Source organism: Streptomyces aureus (genome assembly GCF_001418135.1).
GTDB classification, from domain to species: Bacteria; Actinomycetota; Actinomycetes; order Streptomycetales; family Streptomycetaceae; genus Streptomyces; species Streptomyces aureus_A.
In genome coordinates, this window is record NZ_LIPQ01000191.1 from 1 (window position 1) to 20,711 (window position 20,711).

Sequence of the window (20,711 nt, forward strand, 5' to 3'; positions counted from 1 at the left end):
GCCCCAGGGCCCCCTCACCGTCACCGAGTTCGACCGCTACGCCGACGAACTGCGCGGCATGCTCGACCAGGCCGTCACCTCCGCCGAGCGGCAGCTCTTCGAGCTGCGCACCGCCGCGGCCGACGACTCCCGCATCCTCGGCGCCCTCGGCGACGGCGGACTGCTGCCGCCGGGCCCCGACGTCCTCGCCACCGTCGAGTACCTCGGCGAGCACGGCATCCCCGCCCTCCCCGGCTGGCGCTACCTCGCCCAGGCCGTCGACCCCGCCGACCACGCGCGCGTCCTCGCCGCCCGCCCCGAGCTGGTCGACGGAGTCGTGATCACCGACCCCGTCTCGTACGGCCGCGCCCGCGAGGTCCTCGGCACCGCGGCCCTGCTGCCGCGCTCCGCGGTGGCCGTCGGCACGGCCGCCGCCCTGCTCGCCCCCGTACCGGCGCAGGACACCACGGACGACAGCGGCGTCCCCAGCGTGTTCCTCGTCCCGCCGAACCCGGCCATGCACGACGAGCACGCGGCAGACGAGGAACGGCACGCCCTGCGGGCCCGCGCCGCGGCCCGCGACGAGGAGATCCGCACCCTCGCCGCCCGACTCGCAGGCGACCGCTCCCTCGCGGCCCGGATCGGCGCCTGGCGCGCCGACTGCCCGCCCGGGATGCTCGCCGAACTCTCGGCCGTCGCCACGACCGCCCGGGAGACCGCGGAGGCCGCGATCGCCACCCTCGACGAGGCCCGCACCGCGCGCGCGGAGGCCGACGAGGCCGCCGCCGAAACCGCCCAGGCACGGGACGAGCGCCAGGAGGCGGCCCAGCGCGCCCGCCGGGTCGCCGACGCCCTCGCGGGCCTCGCCTTCCGGCTGCGCGAGCGGTCCGCCTGGCAGGCCAAGCTCCGTGAACTCGCCGACGACGCCGCCGAGGCCGAGGCCCGCGCCCAGACCTGCCTGGAACGCGCGCGTGCCGCCGACGAGGACCGCCGCGCGACCCAGCGCTCCGCCGACGACGCCCACCGCACCGCCCGCGCCCTGCGCGCCGAGCGCGCCGAGATCGCCGGCGCACCCGACACCCTCCCCGAGGGCGACGCGCCCGCGCCCCGCGCCGCGCTGCCCACCCTGCGCGAGGCCTACCGGGCCGCGTCCCAGCTGTACGAGAAGGTCGGCGTCGGCGCCGACCTGCGTGCCGAACAGGCCCGCGCCGAGGGCGACGAGTCCGCCGCCCTCGCCGAGCTCGACCGCCTCACCAACAAGGTCCGCACCCGCGCCGAGCAGCTCCTGGAGTCCACGGACGGCGCCGACGGCCCGTCCCGCCAGGCCGCCGCCGCCCGCGCCGAGTCCCTCGTGCAGATGCTGGAGACCCGCGCGTCGGAGGCCAGCGAAAAGCTCGGCCGGCTGCGCGGCGAGGCCGAGCGCCTCGCCCCCGAGGACGGCGAGGAGCACACCGAGCTGCCCGAGGACCTCGTCCCCGCCGACGCCGAGCGGGCCCAGGCCCTGCTCCGGACCGCCACCGCCGAACTCGCCTCCCGCACCGACGCCCTGGAGGCGGCCCGCGCCGCCCACACTGGTCTGCTCCGGGACCACCGGGCCGCCGAGGACGCGGCGGGCGGCTTCGACGAGACCGCCGCCCTGCTGCGGGACCTGCTCCGCGACCACACCGACGAGGAGCGGGAGGAGACCGAGCCGTACCCCGGCAGCCTGGAGGAGGCCCGTACGACCGCCTCGGAGGCCCGCCGCTCGCTGCGCTCCTGCACGGCCGAGCTGTCGGCGGCCGACGCCGCCGTCCGTGAGGCGAGCGACATCCTCGTACGGCACGCCAACTCCACCCGCTACGAGCAGGTCCGCACCCCCGCCCGCCAGCAGATCCGCGAACTGCCCGCGTCGGCGCTGCCCGAGCACGCCGCCAAGTGGGCCGAGGCCTTCGCGCCCCGGCTGCGGGTCCTCACCGACGAGCTGGAGCAGCTGGAGCGCAACCGCGACTCGATCGTCGACCGGCTGCGCGGCCTTGTGGAGTCCTCGCTCGCGACGCTCCGCTCGGCGCAGCGGCTCTCCCGCCTCCCCGAGGGCCTCGGCGAGTGGTCGGGCCAGGAGTTCCTGCGGATCCGCTTCGAGGAGCCCGACCAGGCCACGCTCGCGGAGCGGCTCGGCGAGGTCGTCGACGAGGCGACCCGCGCCGCCGTCAGGAAGAACTCCGACCTGCGCCGCGACGGCATGTCCCTGCTGCTCCGCGGAGTCCAGGCGGCGCTCGAACCCAAGGGCGTCTCCGTCGAGATCCTCAAGCCGGACGCGGTGCTGCGTGCCGAGCGGGTGCCCGTCGGGCAGATGGGCGACGTGTTCTCCGGCGGTCAGCTGCTCACCGCGGCCATCGCCCTGTACTGCACGATGGCGGCGCTCCGTTCCAACGACCGGGGCCGCGACAAGCACCGGCACGCGGGCACCCTGTTCCTGGACAACCCGATCGGCCGCGCCAACGCCACGTACCTGCTGGAGCTCCAGCGGGCCGTGTCGGACGCGCTGGGCGTGCAGCTCCTGTACACGACGGGCCTGTTCGACACGACCGCGCTCGCCGAGTTCCCCCTGGTGATCCGGCTGCGCAACGACGCCGACCTGCGGGCCGGCCTCAAGTACATCAGCGTGGAGGAACACCTGCGGCCGGGTCTGCCGCAGACCGCGGCGGAGGGCGAGACGATCCACGGCGAGATCACGGCGACGCGGATGTTCCGCCGTCACACGGCGGACGAACCGAGTCGGCCGTCGGCCCTCTAGGCCCTGTCGTCGCGGGCCGGACGGGGGTTCGACGACAGGGTCCAGCGCACGAGTGAGCGGCCCGGCCCCCTCGACGGGGGCCGGGCCGCTCACCTTCGTTCCGCCGGTTCAGGCCGCCTCGGGCAGCGACGCCGCCTCCGCCCGGTCCTCTCCGCGCTTCGCACGGAGCGGCGGACGCGCCGTGCTGCTCGGCTCCGACACCACACCGTTGCGCTGGCGCCACACCTGACGGGTGATCCAGACGTCGAGCACACTCCAGGTCGCCACGACGGTGAAGACCACCGCGCTGACGGTCACCGGGAACGCCAGCCATGAGCCCGTCACGGTGCTGAAGAACGCCACGACCCCCTGGACGAGCGTGACCGATGTGATCATCACGGCCCGCACGGCGGCGGCGCGCACCGGGTCCGGCATCCGCCGTCGCGCCCGCTCGTCCTCCACCCACAACTGCCGCGCCGACCGCGCCTCGTGTTCCATTGTCCCGTCACTCCCCACCACTGACCGTCTTGAGGAACGCCTGCCCGTCTTGAGCTCCTATACACGGACAGAACCCGCCCCGTACTTATTGACGCACGAGTGAGGGAAAAGGTTTCGTCCGACCTGGGATGAACGTGAGCGGGATGGGACCGGAACGAATAATTCCAGCCATCTCCGCAGGCCGGAGAAATGGCGCATCGTCAGGTGTCCTACGCCACATTGGCCAATCCCAACTCCCCGAATACCAGGACATCTCATGATCAGGACTCACTCGACAGGCTGAAAACAGCCCGGACACGCCTTCGGGATGGCCGTGATGCAGTAGTAGGCTCACGCCGCCGTTTGTTGAATCTCAAGGTTGACTCCGCGTGTTGACACCGGACGTCACGAACGTGAAGGACCTCCGGGGCCACGGAGGTCGAGCTGGGGGAGGCCATGCGCTTTCGCGGGAAGTCCATCCGCCGGAAGATCGTGGCGTTGCTGCTCGTACCGCTCATCTCCCTGACGTGCCTGTGGGGTTTCGCCACGGCCCTCACCGGACGCGAGGCCGACCAGCTCCTCGACGTCGGCTACATCGTCGACAAGGTCGGCTACCCCCTTGAGGACACCGCCCGCGTCATCCAGCTCGAACGGCGCCAGTCCCTCATCTACCTCGCCGACCCCCGGGGCTCCAACGCCCTCGGTTCCCTCAACGAGACCCGCCGGGCCACCGACCGCCAGATCGCCCGCATCCGCGCCAACGCCGCCGACCCCGGCGTACGCGAGGAGATGCGGCCCGTCACCGCCCAGCGGCTCTCCTCCCTCCTCGAAGCACTCGAAGGCATCGCCTCGCTGCGCCGCTCGGTGGAGAAACGTGACATCGGCCGGATGCAGGCCCTCGAGTTCTACAACCGGCTCGTCGACCCCTGCTACAGCTTCCTCGTCACCCTCCACGCCCTCGAGAACGTGGAGATGGACAAGCAGGGCCGCGCTCTCGTCGGCATCACCCGCGCGCGTGAGCTGCTCTCCCGCGAGGACGCTCTCGTCCTCTCCGTGCTCGTCGCGGACCGGGTCACCGCCAAGGAGATCCGCGAGATATCCGACCTGGTCGCCAACCGCGAGCAGTTCTACGAGGTCAACCTCGAACTCCTGCCCACCGCCGAGCGCGACCGCTTCGAGAAGTACTGGCGCAGCCCCGCCACCCAGCCGCTGCGCACCGCCGAGAACGCGATCATCGAACAGGGGCCCACCGACAGCCCGCGCGCCGTCACCCCCGCCTACTGGCAGGACAACGCCAGCCCTGTCCTCGACGACCTGGCCAGGGAGAACACCGCGGCCGGCGACCGTTACCAGGACCGCGTCCAGCCCGCCGCGTACAGCGTCCTCCTCAAGGCAGGCGTCGCCGGAGTCCTCGGCTTCCTCGCCCTGCTCGCCTCGATCGTCATCTCCGTCCGCATCGGCCGCGACCTCGTCCGCGACCTGCGCCGCCTCCAGAAGGAGGCCCAGGAGGTCTCCGGCGTCCGCCTGCCCAGCGTGATGCGACGGCTCGCCGCGGGCGAACAGGTCGACGTCGGCACCGAGGTCCCCCACCTGGGATACGGACAGGACGAGGTCGGCCAGGTCGGCCAGGCCCTCAACACCCTCCAGCGCGCCGCCGTCGAAGCCGCCGTGAAACAGTCCGAGCTGCGGCGCGGCGTCTCCGAGGTGTTCGTCAACCTCGCGCGGCGCAACCAGGTCCTCCTCCACCGCCAGCTCACCCTCCTCGACACCATGGAGCGGCGCACCGAGGACACCGACGAGCTCGCCGACCTCTTCCGGCTCGACCACCTCACCACCCGCATGCGACGGCATGCCGAAGGCCTCGTCATCCTCTCCGGCGCCGCACCCTCCCGGCAGTGGCGCAAGCCCGTCCAGCTCATGGACGTGGTCCGCGCCGCCGTCGCCGAGGTCGAGGACTACGAGCGCATCGAGGTCCGCAGGCTCCCGCGCCTCGGCGTGGGCGGCCCCGCCGTCGCGGACCTCACCCACCTCATCGCCGAACTCCTCGAGAACGCCACGGTGTTCTCGCCCCCGCACACCGCCGTCCAGGTGCTCGGCGAGCGGGTCGCCAACGGTTTCACCCTGGAGATCCACGACCGCGGCCTCGGCATGAACCCCGACGCCCTGCTCGACGCCAACCTCCGGCTCGCCGAGACCCCCGAGTTCGAGCTCTCGGACACCGACCGGCTCGGCCTCTTCGTGGTCAGCCGGCTCGCCCAGCGCCAGAACGTCCGTGTCTCGCTCCAGACCTCCCCGTACGGCGGAACCACCGCGGTCGTCTTCATCCCGGCCGCACTCCTCACCGACGCGCCCGAGACCCAGGGCGCCGGCTTCCGCCTGGACCGCAAGACGCTGGAACGCACCGGCCCGGCCGACGGCGGGACCGCCGACGACGGCGTCCTGCCCAGCCGCCGTCCGGCGCTCGCCAGGGTCCCGGACGTGACCGAGGCACCCGGCCCGCTCGACGGACCCGTCGAGCTCGAGGGGCCGCTCGGCAGCGAGGAGTTCGACGTACTCCTCGACGGCGCGGCGGACCTCCTCGACACCGAGAGCGAACGCGGCGGCCTCTTCCGGCCCCGCGGCAGGCGCCGCGCCGGACTCGCGCCGGCGGGCGAACAGCACCAGCAGGCCGCGGACCGGACGAACGGCCACGGCGAGGACGAGAAGCCCGCCGACGCGGGCGTCCTCGGCCCCGTACCGCTGCCGCGCCGCCGCACCCCGACCCTCGTCGTGGACCACGGCCGCCGCCTCGACGAGCAGAACCGCGGCCGTGGCGTGGACGGACCGGGCGCCCGTGGCGTCGACGGGCCGGACAGGGGCCGGGACGCCGAAGGGCCCGACCGGGCCCATGCGCTCCCCGGCGTGGAGCAGCCGCTCAACGGCCGGGCGCACCCCGCCCCCGGTCGGGTGACCGAAGGCCCCGGCCGGGTGACGGACGGCCCAGGGGGCACGGACCACCATGGCTACGGCACCGGGCAGGACGAGCGGCCGGCGCCTCCGAGCGGAACCGGTCGGCCCGGCGCCCAGCCCGTACCCCCGCGCGGCACCGGCCGGCAGCACGGTCTGCCCATCGCCCCGCGAGGAACCGGCCCCACCCTCGTCCCCGTACCACCGGAGGGCCCCGTGCCGCCGCCGGCGAGCCCCGAGCCCTTCGGCGGGCTGCCCCGCCGCGTCCGGCAGGCCAGCCTCGCGCCCCAGCTGCGCGCGACCGAGGGCACGGCCGAGCGTGGTACGGCCGGACGCGCCGACGCCCGTACGAACGCCGGCGACACGCCCGCGGACACCGACTCCTTCGAGCGCGACGCCGAGGAGGTTCGCGCGCGCATGGCCGCCATGCAGCGCGGCTGGCAGCGCGGACGACAGCACAACGCCGACCCTGACGACCCGACAGCACCTGGAACGACACCCGAGGGGGACGGTCGATGACCGCACCGAACGCCGCAGCATCCAGCACCACCTCCGGCCACGGAAACGGCAACGGCGAGCTGAACTGGCTCCTCGACGAGCTCGTGCAGCGCGTCGCGTCCATCCGGAAGGCCCTGGTGCTCTCCAGCGACGGCCTCCCCACCGGCGCGTCCCAGGACCTGACCCGGGAGGACGGTGAGCACCTGGCCGCCGTGGCCTCCGGCTTCCACAGCCTCGCCAAGGGCGTCGGCCGTCACTTCGAGGCGGGCAAGGTCCGCCAGACGGTCGTCGAGCTGGAGGACGCCTTCCTCTTCGTCACGGCCGCCGGTGACGGCAGCTGTCTGGCCGTGCTCGCCGACGCGGACTCCGACGTCGGCCAGGTCGCCTACGAGATGACGCTGATGGTGAAGCGGGTCGGGGCCCACCTCGCGACGGCGCCCCGGACCGGTCTGCCCGCGGGAGGGTGAGTGGGGACGGCATGAGTGACGCAGCCGAGCGGAACCAGCTGAACCGGGCGAACCGGCACACGGAGTCGGACCAGAGCCCCACCCCGGCCCACCACCACTGGTTCGACGACGAGGCCGGGCCGGTGGTCCGTCCGTACGCGATGACCCGCGGCCGGACGAGCGCCGCCACCCGCCACCGGCTCGACCTGATCGCGGTGGTCGTGCCCGAACCCGCCGCCGACGACCCCGGCCGTGACCAGACGCTCTCCCCCGAGCACGTGGAGATCGTCGAGCGCTGCTCCGAGCAGCCCCAGTCGATCGCCGAGCTCGCCGCAGGACTCGACCTCCCCGTCGGGGTGGTCAGGGTGCTCGTCGGCGACCTCGTCGAGGACGAACTCGTCCATGTGACCCGCCCCGTTCCGCCGGCCGAGCTGCCGGACGTGAGCATTCTCCGCGAGGTGATCAATGGCCTTCGGGCGCTCTAGCCGCAAGAAGCCGTACGTCGAGCCGGTGACCCTGAAGATCCTCGTCGCGGGCGGGTTCGGGGTCGGCAAGACGACGCTGGTGAGCGCGGTCAGCGAGATCCGGCCCCTGCGGACCGAGGAGATCCTCAGCGAGGCGGGGCGGCCCGTCGACGACCTGCACGGCGTCGAGACCAAGACGACCACCACGGTCGCCATGGACTTCGGCCGGATCACCCTGCGCGAGGACCTCGTCCTGTACTTGTTCGGCACCCCCGGCCAGGACCGCTTCTGGTTCCTCTGGGACGAGCTGGCACAGGGAGCGCTCGGCGCGGTGGTCCTGGCGGACACCCGCCGTCTGGAGGACAGCTTCGCGGCCATCGACTACTTCGAGCGGCGCGGCATTCCGTTCACGGTGGCCGTCAACTGCTTCGAGGGCGCACGGCGGTTCCCCGCGGAGAGCGTGCGCGGGGCGCTGGACCTGGACCCGGAGGTCGAGCTCCTGATGTGCGACGCCCGGGACCGCGAGTCCGTGAAGAACGTCCTCGTCGCCGTCGTCGAGCACGCGCTCGTCCTCGCGGACCGGAGCCACGCGACGGTGGCCCCCTGAGGTGACCCCCGAGGTGGCCCCCTGAGGTGACCCCCTGAGGTGACCTCCGAGGTAAGCCCCCTGAGGTGACCTCCGCCGCCGGCCGAGAGGCCGCGCCGCACACCGGAACGCCCACCGCGGCCCGGGGACCTCGGCCCACCGCCGAGGTCCCACCCGCCGAGGTCCCACCACCCGAGGTTCCCTCCCCGCAAGGTCCCTTCACCCGGCCTTCCTCCACCCGGAGGGCCCTCCACCCGAGGCCCCTCGCCCCGCGAATCCTCAGCGCACCGCCACCACCGCCGACCCGTGCCCGAACAGCCCCTGGTTCGCGGTGATGCCGACCCGCGCCCCCGGCACCTGCCGGTCGCCCGCCGTGCCCCGCAGCTGCCAGGTCAGCTCGCAGACCTGGGCGATCGCCTGCGCGGGCACGGCCTCCCCGAACGAGGCGAGTCCGCCGCTGGTGTTGACGGGCAGGCGTCCGCCGAGCGCGGTCGCCCCGTCCCGCAGCAGCTTGGCGCCCTCGCCGGCCGCGCACAGCCCGATGTCCTCGTACCACTCCAGCTCCAGAGCGGTGGACAGGTCGTAGACCTCCGCGAGAGACAGGTCCTCGGGCCCGATCCCCGCCTCCTCGTAGGCGGCGCGCGCGATGGAGGCGCGGAAGGAGTGGGGGGCGGGCGCGACGGCCACCGCCGAGTCGGTCGCGATGTCCGGGAGGTCGAGGACCGCCTTGGGGTACGTGGGGGACACCGTCGACACGGCCCGGACCCGCACCGGGTCGGGGTGCCCGTGGCCGCGCGCGAACTCCATGCTGGACAGCACGAGCGCGGCGCCCCCGTCCGAGGTGGCGCAGATGTCGAGGAGCCGCAGCGGATCGGCGACGACGGCGGAGGAGGCGACCTGTTCGGCGCTCACGCGTGCGCGGTAGCGGGCGAGTGGGTTGAGCGCGCCGGCCGCCGCGTTCTTCACCTTCACCTGGGCGAAGTCGTCGGGGGTGTCCCCGTACAGGGCCATCCTGCGGCGGGCGTAGAGCGCGAAGTACGCGGGGTTGGTGGCCCCGAGCACCCGGAACCGCAGCCAGTCCGGGTCGTCGGGACGCTCGCCGCCGGCCGGGGCGAGGAAGCCCTTGGGCGTCGCGTCAGCGCCGACGACCAGGACCACGTCCGCCAGTCCGGAGAGGATCTGGGCCCGGGCGGTCCCGATCGCCTGGGCGCCCGACGCGCAGGCCGCGTACACGCTGGTGACGCGGGCCCCCTGCCACCCGAGGGCCTGTGCGAACGTCGCCCCGGCCACGTACCCCGGGTATCCGCACCGCATGGTGTTCGCGCCGACGACGGAGCCGACGTCGGACCAGTCCAGGCCGGCGTCGGCGATGGCGGCGCGCGCGGCGGCCGTCCCGTAACTGATGAAGCTGCGGCCCCACTTGCCCCAGGGGTGCATTCCCGCCCCGATGACGGCGATGTCGTTCACGACCGCTCTTCCCGGACGACGGGCCGCCAGTTCCAGGTGGTCCAGATGTGCTCGTCGTCCTCGTCGAGGACCCCGGGCACCACCTCGACCTCCGTCCCGATCGCCAGATCGGCCGTCGTCACCCCCGGTGCGGCCTGCCCGAGGACCACCATCGCCTCGGCCGCCAGCTCGACGGCGACGAGGGTGTACGGCTCCCAGGGCGCGTCCGGGTCGGAGACGTACGGGGCGGGCGGACGATAGCGCCCGTCGGTGTACGACCAGACCCGGCCGCGTGGGGAGAGCGGGAACTCGGCGAGCTCCCCGCCCCCGGGGCAGACCGGATTGCGGCATCCGTCGTCCGCGCGCGGGAAGAAGACCGAGGTACAGGTCGTGCAACGGGTTCCGAGCAGCCGGAACTCCGTCTCCGGCACGGTGTCGTCGGTGAACCAACCGGCCACCACCGGTGTGCGTGTCCGTGCCATCGAGGCCTCCCGTGCCCATCCGTCGCCCATCCCGATCTGACGAACCGTCAGAAGTGTGGCACGGGAGCCCCGCGGGCGGAAGGTTCAGTGGCCGGCCACCGACCTCCGTGCCACGGGGAAGTCGAAGAACGTGCTCGGGAACGGCTCCGGCTTGAAGGTGAAGTGCCACCACTCCTCCGGCAGGTTCACGAAGCCCTGCTCGACGAGCGTGCTCTTGAGCAGCTGCCGATGGGTTCGCTGTGCGCCCTGGATCCGGGGATCGTCGGTGTGCGAGAGCGTGTCGAAGCAGTCGTACCCGGTCCCCATGTCCACGGAGTTGTCCGGGAACCGCTCCGCGCGCGGCGCGTAGCACTCCGTCAGCCTCTCGCCCGGCACGTACGCGCGCGTGGGCACGGCCGGCAGCCGGACGATCGTCAGATCCACCGTCGAGCCCCGGCTGTGCCCGGACTTCTCCGCGATGTAACCGTCCGCGAACAGCCTCGACTTGTCGACGAGCGGATAGAACTCCCCCTTCATCCGCTCGTCCGCCAGGTCCTTCGCCCAGCGCACGAAGTGGTCGACGGCCCGCTGCGGCCGGTAGCAGTCGTACACCTTGAGCGTGTAGCCGCGGGCGAGGAGACGGACCTGCGCACGGTGCAGGGCCTCGGCGGCCGGCCGGGTCAGGATGCACAGCGGCTGCCGGTAGCCGTCCACCGGCTCGCCCACGAAGTTGTGCTCCGTCGTGTAGCGCATCTCCTGAATGATCGTGCGGTCCACCGAGGCGAGGGCCACGAACTCCCGTGGGGCCTTCGGCTCAGGCGCGGCGGACGCCGGGGGAGCGGGGGCGGCGACGGTGCCCGTGACGGCGAGCAGTCCGGCCGCGGCCGCGACGGCGAGGGTACGGAAGGCGGAGGCAAGTCCTGTCATGCGCACCGTCTATCAGTTCCGGCAGCGCCGGGAAAGGGTGATCGCATACGGTCGGCCCGTGAAGGACTCCCACTGCACGTTCTGCGGCGCCGCCCACCCCGCCGACGCCGGCTGGCCCCGCGTCTGCCCGGCCTGCGGCCACACCGCCTACCGCAACCCGCTGCCCGTCGCCGTCGCCCTCCTTCCCGTCACGGACGGAACGGACACGGGCCTCGTCGTCATCACCCGCACCATCGAACCCGCGCGAGGCGAGGTCGCCCTGCCCGGCGGCTTCATCGACCACGGCGAGGACTGGCGCGCCGCCGTGGCCCGCGAACTGTGCGAGGAGACCGGGATCGTGGCCTCCGCCGAGGAGGTGCGCCTCGCCGACGCGCTGAGCTCCCCGGCCGGCCACCTCCTCCTCTTCGGGCTCCTCCCCTCCCGCCCGGCGTCGGCGCTCCCGCCGTCGGCCCCCACGGACGAGACGAGCGGCCACCACGTGCTCCACGCACCCGGGGAACTCGCCTTCCCGCTCCACACGGAGGCGGTACGGAAGTGGTTCGCCGGGGACTACGGCTGAGTGGCGGAACGACGGTGAGAGGGTCGGCGGGATCTCCGTAGGGAGCGGTCACGGCCCTTCGGAGGCTCTGCTTCCGCCAAGGCTCACGCCCTCGGAAGCCCTTCTCCGAGCAGACCTCGGCCTCCGCGGCGCCGGACTCCGCAGCGGATCACAACCCCCGCACCCGCACCGGCAGCCCCGCCTCCTCCACCCCGTCCTCCGTCACCCGCTCCACGACCACCCGGCCGTCCACGAGCCGCGACTGGTACCGCTCGATCTCGGCCGTCTCCCAGCCGTCCCCCGCGTCCCGTACCACGAGCCCGCCGCCCGTCCGCCCGGCAGCGGGCGCCCACACCTCCAGGGCCGGTTCGCCGTCGTCACCCCGCACCGCGAGCACCGCCCCCGCCCGCGCCAGGACCGGCACCCGGGAGAGCGGCGCGTCCAGCAGTACCTGCCCGGGACCCTCGTACGCCTGCTCCGTCGCCGTGTCGTACCAGCGGCCGCGCGGCAGCCGCACCGCCCGCCGGTCGGCGCCCCTGGTCAGCACCGGCGCCACGAGCAGCGCGTCGCCGAGCAGGAACGCGTCCTCGCAGTCGCGCAGCACCCGGTCCTCGGGCGCCCCCCACCACAGCGGGCGTACGTACGGCGCGCCCGTCATCCGGGCGAGCCGGGCCAGGGTCGTGAAGTACGGCCGCAGCCGCTCCCGTTCGGCCAGTGCCGCGCGCGCGTGCTCCAGGACCTCCGGGCCGAACTCCCACGGTTCGCGCCGCCCCGCGTCGATCGCCGCGTGCGTGCGGAACAGTGGCAGCCACGCCCCCAGCTGATACCAGCGCAGGAACAGCTCCGGTGTCGGACTGCCGTCGAAACCGCCCACGTCGGGACCCGAGTACGGCACCCCGCACAGTCCGAGCCCCAGGACCAGGGCGAGCGAGGCCCGCAGCCCCGGCCACCCGGTCGACACATCGCCCGACCAGGTGCCCCCGTAACGCTGCATCCCCGCCCAGCCGGAACGCGAGAAGAGGAAGGGCCGCTCGTCGGGCCGCAGCCGGCACAGCCCCTCGTACCCGGCCCGCGCCATCGTGAGGCCGTACACGTTGTGCGCCTCGCGGTGATCACCGCCCCGGCCGTCCAGGTCGTGCCGTGCCGAGCGCGGCAGCGTCATGTCACCGAAGGACGCGAAGGACACCGGCTCGTTCATGTCGTGCCACACCCCGGCGAAGCCCTGCCCGAGCCGCTCCTCGTACAGCTCGCCCCACCACTCCCGTACCGCCGGATCGGTGAAGTCCGGGTAGGCGCACTCGCCCGGCCACACCACTCCGTGGACCTCGTTGCCCCGCGCGTCCCGCACGAAGGCCCCCGCCGCCCGCCCGCTGTCGTAGACCGCGTTCCCCGGTTCGACCTTCACCGCCGGGTCCACGATCGACACGAGCCGCACGCCCTGCTCCCGCAGCTCCTTCGCGAGCCCCGGCAGATCGGGGAAACGCTCCCGGTCGACGGTGAACACGCGGTGCCCGTCGTAGTGGTCGATGTCCAGATGGACGGCGGACAGCGGCAGCCCCCGCTCCCGGTAGCCGGCCACGATCCGCCGCACCTCGCGCTCGCTGCCGAACCCCCAGCGCGCGTGCTGCGGCCCGAGCGCCCAGTCCGGCGGAAGCGCCGGAGCGCCGGTGAGCGCCGCCCAGCCGTGGAGCACGCGCGCGGGGGTGCCGACCACCACCCAGCAGCGCAGCGGACCTCCGCCCATCCGGACCTCGCTGGTCCCCGGCCGGTCGTGCCCCGACCCCGCGCCCTCCTCACCCTCGGCGAGGGTGACCCGGCCGTCCCAGGAGTTGTCGTGGAACGCCAGGTGCGTCCCCGCGTCCGAGACGACGAACTGCACGGGCATGGTGAGGTAGAGCGGGTCGTCCCCGGGGCCGAACCTTCCCTTGGGGTCGGTGTTCCAGAGGCGGTACGAGCCGTCCCGCAGCCGAGGCCCCGCCGACCGGCCGCCCAGACCGAAGAACCGGGCGTCCGCCGGCACCTCGCTGCGCTGCACCCACCGCGCCGACCCGCCGGACGAGGCCGCGTCGGCCACCGACCGAGCAGCCGGGGCCGGCCTCCCATCCGGAGGAACGGCCTGCGCCACCGGCTCCCACCAGCGCGGCGGCAGGTCCCGGCGCAGCATCACCCCGCCCGGCGTCCGGATCTCCACCGCCCCGTGCCGGGACACCGCCACCGTCACCCGCTCCGACACGATCCGCCAGCCGCCGTCCGTGTCGGGCTCCAGGGAGGCCCGCGGATCCGGATCCGGCGCCTCACCGGCCAGGGCGTACGAGGGAAGCGGCTCCGCCCCGTCCCATCCCCAGAACACCGTGCCGCCCGACGACACACGGATCCGCAACGAGGAGCGCGCGAACCGGATGGTCCCCCCGCCGGGCGAGGCGTCCGCACCCGTCGCCGTCCCCGGTACCCGGGCCCGCTCCGCACCCCTCGGCGGCAACCCCCACGCGTCCGTCCGACGCTGCCGCCACGCCGCCCGCACCGTCCGCAATCCCCGTACCGAGCCGAACGCCTTCATCGAACGCACCAGTTCACGACCGTCCATGCAGCTCAGCCTGCCACCCACCGGGGGCGGAACAGGCTCCGTTCAACTGGCGTTCACCCGTGGTGGGAGCACATATTCAACTACCCGACCATGGGCGGGCAGACCTGGTGCGAAAGACGATCACATGGCATCGTCCTGTCAGCCGCGTCACGCGCACACCCCAGCACGTGCGCGGGACACACGCCGACCCCGCGTACAGCCAGGGAGCCGCCCCAATGACATCAGCGCAGACCGAGCCGCTCTGGCAGCCGGACGAGGAACGCATCGCCACGGCCGCCGTGACCCGCTTCCAGACGTGGGCCGCCGAACACCACGGCGCCCCGGCCGCGGGCGGATACCCGGCGCTCCACCGCTGGTCCGTCGACGAGCTCGAAGCCTTCTGGCAGGCGGTCGTCGAATGGTTCGACATCCGCTTCTCCACCCCGTACGAGCGCGTCCTCGGCGACCGCTCGATGCCCGGCGCCGACTGGTTCCCCGGGGCCACCCTCAACTACGCCGAGCACGCCCTGCGCGCAGCCGGCGAGCGCCCCCATGACACGGCCCTGCTCCATGTGGACGAGACACATGAGCCGACGCCGATCACCTGGGCCGAGCTCCGCCGCCAGGTCGGCTCCCTCGCCGCCGAACTCCGCGCCCTCGGCGTCCGGCCGGGCGACAGGATCAGTGGCTACCTGCCCAACGTCCCGCAGTCCGTCGTGGCCCTCCTCGCCACCGCCGCGGTCGGCGGCGTGTGGACCTCCTGCGCACCCGACTTCGGTGCCCGCAGCGTCCTCGACCGCTTCCAGCAGGTCGAGCCCGTGGTCCTCTTCACCGTCGACGGCTACCGCTACGGCGGAAAGGAACACGACCGCCGCGAGACCGTCGCCGAACTGCGCGCCGAGCTCCCGACCCTCCGTGCCGTCGTCCACGTCCCGCTGCTCGGCACCCCGGCCCCCGAGGGCACCCTCGACTGGGCCGACCTCGTCGCCGCGGACGTCGAGCCGGTCTACGAGCAGGTCCCGTTCTCGCACCCGCTGTGGGTCCTGTACTCCTCCGGCACCACCGGCCTGCCGAAGGCGATCGTCCAGTCCCAGGGCGGCATCCTCGTCGAGCACGTCAAGCAGCTGGGCCTGCACTGCGACCTGGGCCCCGAGGACGTGTTCTTCTGGTACACCTCCACCGGCTGGATGATGTGGAACTTCCTCGTCTCCGGCCTGCTCACCGGCACGACCGTCGTCCTGTACGACGGCAGCCCCGGCTACCCCGACACCGCCACCCAGTGGCGCGTCGCCGAGCGCACCCGCGCCACCCTGTACGGCACCTCCGCCGCGTACGTGATGGCCTGCGCGAAGGCGGACGTGCACCCCGGACGCGACTTCGACCTCTCGGCGGTGAAGTGCGTCGCCACCACCGGCTCCCCGCTGCCGCCCGACGGCTTCCGCTGGCTCCACGACGAGGTCCGCGAGAACCTCTGGATCGCCTCCGTCAGCGGCGGCACCGACGTGTGCTCCTGCTTCGCGGGCGCCGTCCCCACCCTCCCGGTCCACATCGGCGAACTGCAGGCGGCCGGCCTCGGCACCGACCTCCAGGCCTGGGACCCCTCCGGCAAGCCCGTGATCGGCGAGGTCGGCGAACTCGTCGTCACCAACCCCATGCCGTCCATGCCGATCCACTTCTGGAACGACCCGGACGGCAGCCGCTACCGCGACAGCTACTTCGAGATGTTCCCGGGCGTCTGGCGCCACGGAGACTGGATCACGATCACCGACCACGGCTCGGTCGTCATCCACGGCCGCTCCGACTCCACCCTGAACCGCCAGGGCGTCCGGATGGGGAGCGCCGACATCTATGAGGCTGTCGAACGCCTCCCGGAGATCCGCGAATCCCTCGTGATCGGCCTGGAGGAGCCGGACGGCGGCTACTGGATGCCGCTCTTCGTCCACCTCGTCGAGGGCGCGACCCTCGACGAGGAGCTGATCGCCCGCATCAAGGGGACGATCCGCACCGAACTCTCCCCGCGCCACGTCCCCGACGAGATCATCGAGGTCCCGGGCGTCCCGCACACCCTCACGGGCAAGCGCATCGAGGTGCCGGTGAAGCGCCTCCTCCAGGGCACCCCTCTGGCCAAGGCCGTCAACGTCGGCTCGGTCGACGACCTCGGTCTCCTGCACTTCTACGAGACCCTGGCGGCCGACCGCCGCCGCTGAGCACACGGCAGGGCCCGCCGATCCGGTCGGATCGGCGGGCCCTGGCCTTTTCCGGGCATCCCTTCGGTTCTGCTCGGCTCGCGCCTGTCGGTTCAGCCCTTCGGCAGCACGCCGGGCGCCGGGGCGGACGCCTTGGCGAGCACCGCCGAGAGCCCGAGTACCGTCCCGGCCGAGCCCGCCGAGGTGGTCTCGGTGAGGACGGTGCGCTCACCGAGGAACGCCGATGTCGCCCGGTCGAAGATCCACTGTGTCTGCTCGCCGTGGGCGGTACGGGCCACGGCGACGCCCTCACGACCGGCCGCGTCCTTCGCGGACGGCAGGAGGGTCACTCCGGGGATCCGCGCCGCCGCCCCGTACAGCGCGGCGGTGACCTTCGGCGGGGCCCAGGTCTCGGCGAGCAGGGTTCCGATCGCGGTGAACGCCCGCTGATCGGCGTCGCCCTCGCCCGCGCGCGTCTGGTCCTGGACGAGGCGCAGCAGCGCGTCCGGATCCGTGGGGAGTGTCGCCACGAATGTGTGGGTCGGGTTCGTGACGGAGGGCGCCGCCGCCGCGAGGGTGGTCTTCCGGGGCGTGGCCCCGGGACCGTCCAGCTCGTAGACGGGGGCCTCGGCTCCGAGTTCCGTGTCGGCGGCCCCGGGCTCGCGCAACAGCCCCGGGCGGCTGCCGTCGACGGAGAGCCACACCTCGCGCTGGTGCGCGGGCGGCAGCGCGGCCGGACCGCCGGCCGCGTCGCGCCCCGCGTGGGCGACGAGACTCCTGACGTAGACGTACCCGCCGGGCCGGGCATCCGGCGCGGGAGCGGCGGCGGCGGCCAGCGCGGCACCGGACAGGAAGCGCACGGCCTCCGGGGATGCGGGCTGCCCGGCCGAGACGCGGCCCGGAGACCCGGTGGGTCCCTCCTGGGGCGCGAGCACGGCGACACCGGCGACGACCGCGCAGGCGGCCACCGGCGCGGCGATCCAGCCGAGCCGGAGCCCGCCGCGCGACCGGCGCGCACGAGGGGGGTGGGCGACGGAGCCGTCACCCGAGGCGAGGGCGCTCCGCAGGACGGTGTGCCGCAGCTCGCGGTCCCGCTCCGGCGCGAGCTCGGGCACCGGCGGCGGGGGCAGCAGCTCGGCGAGTTCGGCCCGCAGCAGGGCGTCCGCGTTCGCGTCGGCCTTGCGGTGACGCGGCGTACGGGGGGCGAAGGCGTTCATGCCTGGTTCTCCGGGATCGATCGGGGCACGAGGGCAGGACGGACGGTGGACGGCGCCGAACCCGCTCGGCGCGCGGCATCGGCTGCGGCGGTTCGGCTCACGGCATCGGGTGCGGCGCTGGGGCGCACGGCATCGGGGGAGGCGCCCGGGCGCACGGCCTCGGAGCCGGCGGCCGGGCGCGTCGCCTCGGACGCGCCGGCCGTACGGGGACGGGTGCCGGCCACGGGCCCGGCAGCGGGCCCCACCACGCCGCCGGGCGACCGAACGGCGGCGGCCGCCGCCCGCTCCTCCCGGCGCGCCGAGCGCAGTTCGGCGTCGGCGAGCTTCCGGAGTCGTTCCCGGGCCCGCGACAACCGGGACCGGACCGTCCCGACGGGGACCCCCAACGCCTCCCCGGCGGCCGCGTAGTCGAGCCCGGCCCACACGACGAGCGTGAAGACCTCCCGCTCGCGCCGCCGGAGCTTGCCGAGAGCCGCGCGGGCGGCCCGTATCTGCTCCCCGTCGGTCATCCGGGCGAGGACGTCGTCGGCGAAGTCCGGCAGGACGCCCCGCTCGGGCAGCCGCGCCAGCGCCGCGTCCCGCCGCCGTGCCTCGCGGGCCGACCCGCGCATGATGTTGGTCGCGATGCCGAGCAGCCAGGGGCGCAGACTGCCGCCCTCGGCGTGCACCTTCCCGCGACAGCGCCAGGCCTCCAGGAACGAGGCGGAGACGACATCCTCGGCCGCCGCCCGGTCCCCGCACACCCGGAAGGCGTAGTGGTACAGCACGCGCGCGTGCTCGTCGTACGCCTCACCGAGCGCGGAGGGATCCCCGGCGCGGAAACGATCTCTCATAGGTGATTCCACACAAGGCACTGGGCGAAGGTTCGTCCCGGTTCCCGTGACCCGCGCCACACCGCGTACCGGCCCCGCCCCAGGAGAACGCCGATACGACCCGGGTCACGGGAACACCGGGCCGGCGACGCGCGGTGCTGGACCCCGGCTGAGCGCCACCGCGACCGCGACGAGGGCCCGGCGGCACGCGGGCGCGTCGCCGCCCCCCGGACCCCTGACGAACGCCTGCCGGACGCGACGACCTGACGAGACGCGTCCGAGCACTCCGGGAAGGGACCCCCGGAGCGCTCACGCGTGCTGTCGCCACCGCCCTTCCGGGGCCGGCCCCCTGCGGCGGCGCCCCTCTGCGGCGGCCCCGACGGCGTCAACCGCCGTACGTCGCCTGCGCGTCCCCCAGGACCTCCGCGAAGTCCGCCGCCAGACGCGGCGCGTCCTCGGGGGCGAGCGTCGACGTGGTGATCCGTACGGCCGGTGGGGCGGCGATCCGGAACCGCGCCCCCGCGGCCACCCACCAGCCCCGGGTCCGCAGCCCGTTGACGACGGCGGACTCGTCCCGCACGGGCACCCACACGTTCAGCCCGCTCGCGCCGACCGCCCGGATCCGGTGCGCCCCGAGCGCGTCGATCAGGGCCGTGCGCCGCTCCTTGTACGCCGCCTCGCCGTCGGCCACGAGCGCGCGCACCGCGCTGTCGCGGAACAGGCCGGCCACCGTCTCCTGGAGGACGTGACTGACCCATCCCGACGTCATCAGCATCCGCCCGTCGTGCCGCGCGAGGGTGGCCGCGTCGCACGCGACCCCGGCCCACCGCAGATCGATCCCGAGGTGCTTCGACACGGTCCGCACCTGCGCCCACCGGTCGAGCCCGGCGGCGGCGAGGGTGTACGCGGCCGCCCCGCCGACTTCCGCGTTGTGGTCGTCCTCGACGACGAGCACCTCGGGGAAGTCCCGTAGTACCGCAACGAGTTCGTCCCGCCGCGACCGGGTGAAGCACGCCCCGGTCGGGCACTGCCCCCTCGGGCTGCACACCACCGCGCGCACCCCGCCCCGCAGCGCCGCCCGCAGCGACTCCGGTACGAGCCCCTCGCCGTCCACGGTCACCGGGACCAACCGCATTCCCAACGCGGGTACCAGGTCCAGGAGATGGTGGAATCCCGGATCCTCCACGGCCACCGCGTCACCCGGCCGCAGCTCCGTCGAGAGGAGCCGGGCGATGCAGTCGAGCGCCCCGTGCGCGAACGTCACGTGCCGAGCGGGCACCCCGTCGCGCTCGAACCACTGCCGGGTCACTTCCTCCAGCGCCGCCATGCGAGGCGCGGCACGGTGGGACCCGTACCCCGGGACGACCGTCGCCGGTGGACGCAGCACGGGCAGGAAGAGCGGGTCCGGGTGGCCGCCGGCGAGGTCCACAAGGCCTTCCGGTACGCGCGGCGGACGCCGGGAGGCCACCGACGGCACCTCCGCGACGACCGTCCCGCCCCGGCCCCGCGTGACGATCAGGCCGCGCTGCCGCAGCTCCTTGTAGGCCGTCGCGACCGTCCCCGGACTCACCCCCAGCTCGTCCGCGAGCCGCCGCACGGGAGGCAGGGAGTCACCGGGGGAGAGCCCGCCCTCGGCGACGCCCCGCTCCACGGACGCGGCAATCCCCTTGGCCGTCGTGCCTTCGATCGAATATTGTGCTGCCACGTAATCAAGTATGTATCAATACAAAGCAGTTCGCAAGGGGGACCCATTGAGCCGCTCCACCCACTCCACCCGAACAGCCCTCAAGGACCGCATCCCCGGTGGCCGGGACGGCCGCCGCATGCTCGTCATCGGCTTCATCGACAAGTGCGGCACCGGACTCTGGTCCACGGCCATGGCCCTCTACTTCACGTTCGTCACCGGCCTCGACCTCGGCCAGGTCGGTCTCCTCATCGCCGTCTCCGGCGCCGCCGGCATCGCAGGCGCCCCCCTCGGCGGCCGCCTCGCCGACCGCTTCCCCCTCGTCCGCGTCATCATCTGCGCCCAACTCCTCCGCGCCGCGGCCCTCCTCGCCCTCCTCACCACCGACGACTACCTGCTGCTCGTCCTCTTCTCGGCCGCCGGCGCCCTCCCCGACCGCGCCACCAACGTCCTCACCAAGCTCTACGCCGCCCGGGTCGCCGGCCCCGACCGCGTCCGCTACCAGGCCATCAACCGCACCACCTCCAACATCGGCTGGACCCTCGGCGGCCTCGGCGCCGCGGCAGCCCTCGCCGTCGGCAGCACCACCGCCTTCCAGCTCCTCCTCGTCGGAGACGCCCTCTCCTACCTCGTGATGGCGGCACTCACCCTCCGCTGCGCCGAACCCCCGGCCCCCGCCACCTCCCGGATCGCCGCCGCCTCCACCGACGCCACGCCCGCGGCCAAACC

At 73.9% G+C, this 20,711-nt stretch carries 15 protein-coding genes and 1 pseudogene; 8 read left to right on the top strand and 8 right to left on the bottom strand.

What is annotated here, in order from left to right; all coding sequences use genetic code 11:
• Positions 1-2,752 (top strand): annotated as a pseudogene (locus AOK00_RS17485) (hypothetical protein); the annotation flags it as partial.
• A 108-nt stretch (positions 2,753-2,860) separates the two neighbouring features.
• On the opposite strand, the gene AOK00_RS17490 reads toward AOK00_RS17485, so the two are convergent.
• Positions 2,861-3,229: a hypothetical protein gene (locus AOK00_RS17490; protein ID WP_055601240.1), complete on the bottom strand. Its 369-nt coding sequence runs from the start codon at positions 3,227-3,229 to the stop codon at positions 2,861-2,863.
• Between the two features lie 435 nt (positions 3,230-3,664).
• Between AOK00_RS17490 and AOK00_RS17495 the strand changes: the two genes are divergently transcribed.
• From AOK00_RS17495 to AOK00_RS17510, 4 genes are read left to right on the top strand one after another with little or no spacing between them, the layout of a single operon-like run.
• On the top strand, positions 3,665-6,673 hold the full coding sequence (locus AOK00_RS17495) for a sensor histidine kinase (RefSeq protein ID WP_055601241.1): 3,009 nt from the start codon (positions 3,665-3,667) through the stop codon (positions 6,671-6,673).
• Positions 6,670-7,119: a roadblock/LC7 domain-containing protein gene (locus tag AOK00_RS17500; protein ID WP_055601242.1), complete on the top strand. Its 450-nt coding sequence runs from the start codon at positions 6,670-6,672 to the stop codon at positions 7,117-7,119. Before AOK00_RS17495 ends, AOK00_RS17500 begins: the two co-directional genes overlap by 4 nt.
• 11 nt (positions 7,120-7,130) lie before the next feature.
• Entirely contained in the window at positions 7,131-7,583 is a 453-nt protein-coding gene (locus AOK00_RS17505) for a DUF742 domain-containing protein (RefSeq protein WP_254047395.1), read from the top strand.
• Complete coding sequence (locus tag AOK00_RS17510; RefSeq protein ID WP_030326739.1) at positions 7,564-8,169, top strand: GTP-binding protein; 606 nt, start codon at positions 7,564-7,566, stop codon at positions 8,167-8,169. The genes AOK00_RS17505 and AOK00_RS17510 overlap by 20 nt, the downstream gene beginning before the upstream one ends.
• Before the next feature lie 258 nt (positions 8,170-8,427).
• Here the strand turns inward: AOK00_RS17510 and AOK00_RS17515 are convergent, their stop codons facing one another.
• The 3 genes from AOK00_RS17515 to AOK00_RS17525 form a co-directional block, all read right to left on the bottom strand.
• Positions 8,428-9,615, bottom strand: a complete 1,188-nt coding sequence (locus tag AOK00_RS17515; RefSeq protein WP_216822252.1) for a lipid-transfer protein — start codon at positions 9,613-9,615, stop codon at positions 8,428-8,430.
• A complete protein-coding gene (locus AOK00_RS17520) occupies positions 9,612-10,076 on the bottom strand; it encodes a Zn-ribbon domain-containing OB-fold protein (RefSeq protein WP_055601243.1) in 465 nt (154 codons plus the stop codon). The genes AOK00_RS17515 and AOK00_RS17520 overlap by 4 nt, the downstream gene beginning before the upstream one ends.
• A gap of 84 nt (positions 10,077-10,160) precedes the next feature.
• Positions 10,161-10,982, bottom strand: coding sequence for a M15 family metallopeptidase (locus tag AOK00_RS17525; protein ID WP_055601251.1), 822 nt, complete (start codon positions 10,980-10,982; stop codon positions 10,161-10,163).
• Between the two features lie 58 nt (positions 10,983-11,040).
• Here AOK00_RS17525 and AOK00_RS17530 point away from each other — a divergent pair, with 58 nt between their 5' ends.
• Positions 11,041-11,541: an NUDIX domain-containing protein gene (locus tag AOK00_RS17530; RefSeq protein ID WP_254047396.1), complete on the top strand. Its 501-nt coding sequence runs from the start codon at positions 11,041-11,043 to the stop codon at positions 11,539-11,541.
• A 148-nt stretch (positions 11,542-11,689) separates the two neighbouring features.
• Here AOK00_RS17530 and AOK00_RS17535 read toward each other — a convergent pair whose 3' ends face one another.
• The gene (locus AOK00_RS17535) at positions 11,690-14,104 is read right to left on the bottom strand and encodes a glycoside hydrolase family 31 protein (protein WP_055601245.1); all 2,415 of its coding nucleotides are present in this window, start codon (positions 14,102-14,104) and stop codon (positions 11,690-11,692) included.
• Between the two features lie 215 nt (positions 14,105-14,319).
• Between AOK00_RS17535 and AOK00_RS17540 the strand changes: the two genes are divergently transcribed.
• On the top strand, positions 14,320-16,290 hold the full coding sequence (locus AOK00_RS17540; protein WP_055601246.1) for an acetoacetate--CoA ligase: 1,971 nt from the start codon (positions 14,320-14,322) through the stop codon (positions 16,288-16,290).
• 92 nt (positions 16,291-16,382) lie between these two features.
• Here AOK00_RS17540 and AOK00_RS17545 read toward each other — a convergent pair whose 3' ends face one another.
• The 3 genes from AOK00_RS17545 to AOK00_RS17555 all read right to left on the bottom strand — a co-directional run bounded on the left by AOK00_RS17545 (position 16,383) and on the right by AOK00_RS17555 (position 20,003).
• Positions 16,383-17,486 (bottom strand): CU044_5270 family protein, encoded by a 1,104-nt coding sequence (locus tag AOK00_RS17545; protein ID WP_055601247.1) that lies wholly within the window; start codon positions 17,484-17,486, stop codon positions 16,383-16,385.
• Positions 17,483-18,319 (bottom strand): RNA polymerase sigma factor, encoded by an 837-nt coding sequence (locus AOK00_RS17550; RefSeq protein ID WP_079042050.1) that lies wholly within the window; start codon positions 18,317-18,319, stop codon positions 17,483-17,485. Before AOK00_RS17550 ends, AOK00_RS17545 begins: the two co-directional genes overlap by 4 nt.
• 364 nt (positions 18,320-18,683) lie before the next feature.
• Positions 18,684-20,003 (bottom strand): aminotransferase class I/II-fold pyridoxal phosphate-dependent enzyme, encoded by a 1,320-nt coding sequence (locus AOK00_RS17555; protein ID WP_055601248.1) that lies wholly within the window; start codon positions 20,001-20,003, stop codon positions 18,684-18,686.
• A 46-nt stretch (positions 20,004-20,049) separates the two neighbouring features.
• Here AOK00_RS17555 and AOK00_RS17560 point away from each other — a divergent pair.
• Positions 20,050-20,711, top strand: a 662-nt coding sequence (locus AOK00_RS17560) for an MFS transporter (protein ID WP_301554213.1), incomplete at its 3' end; no start/stop codon positions are given.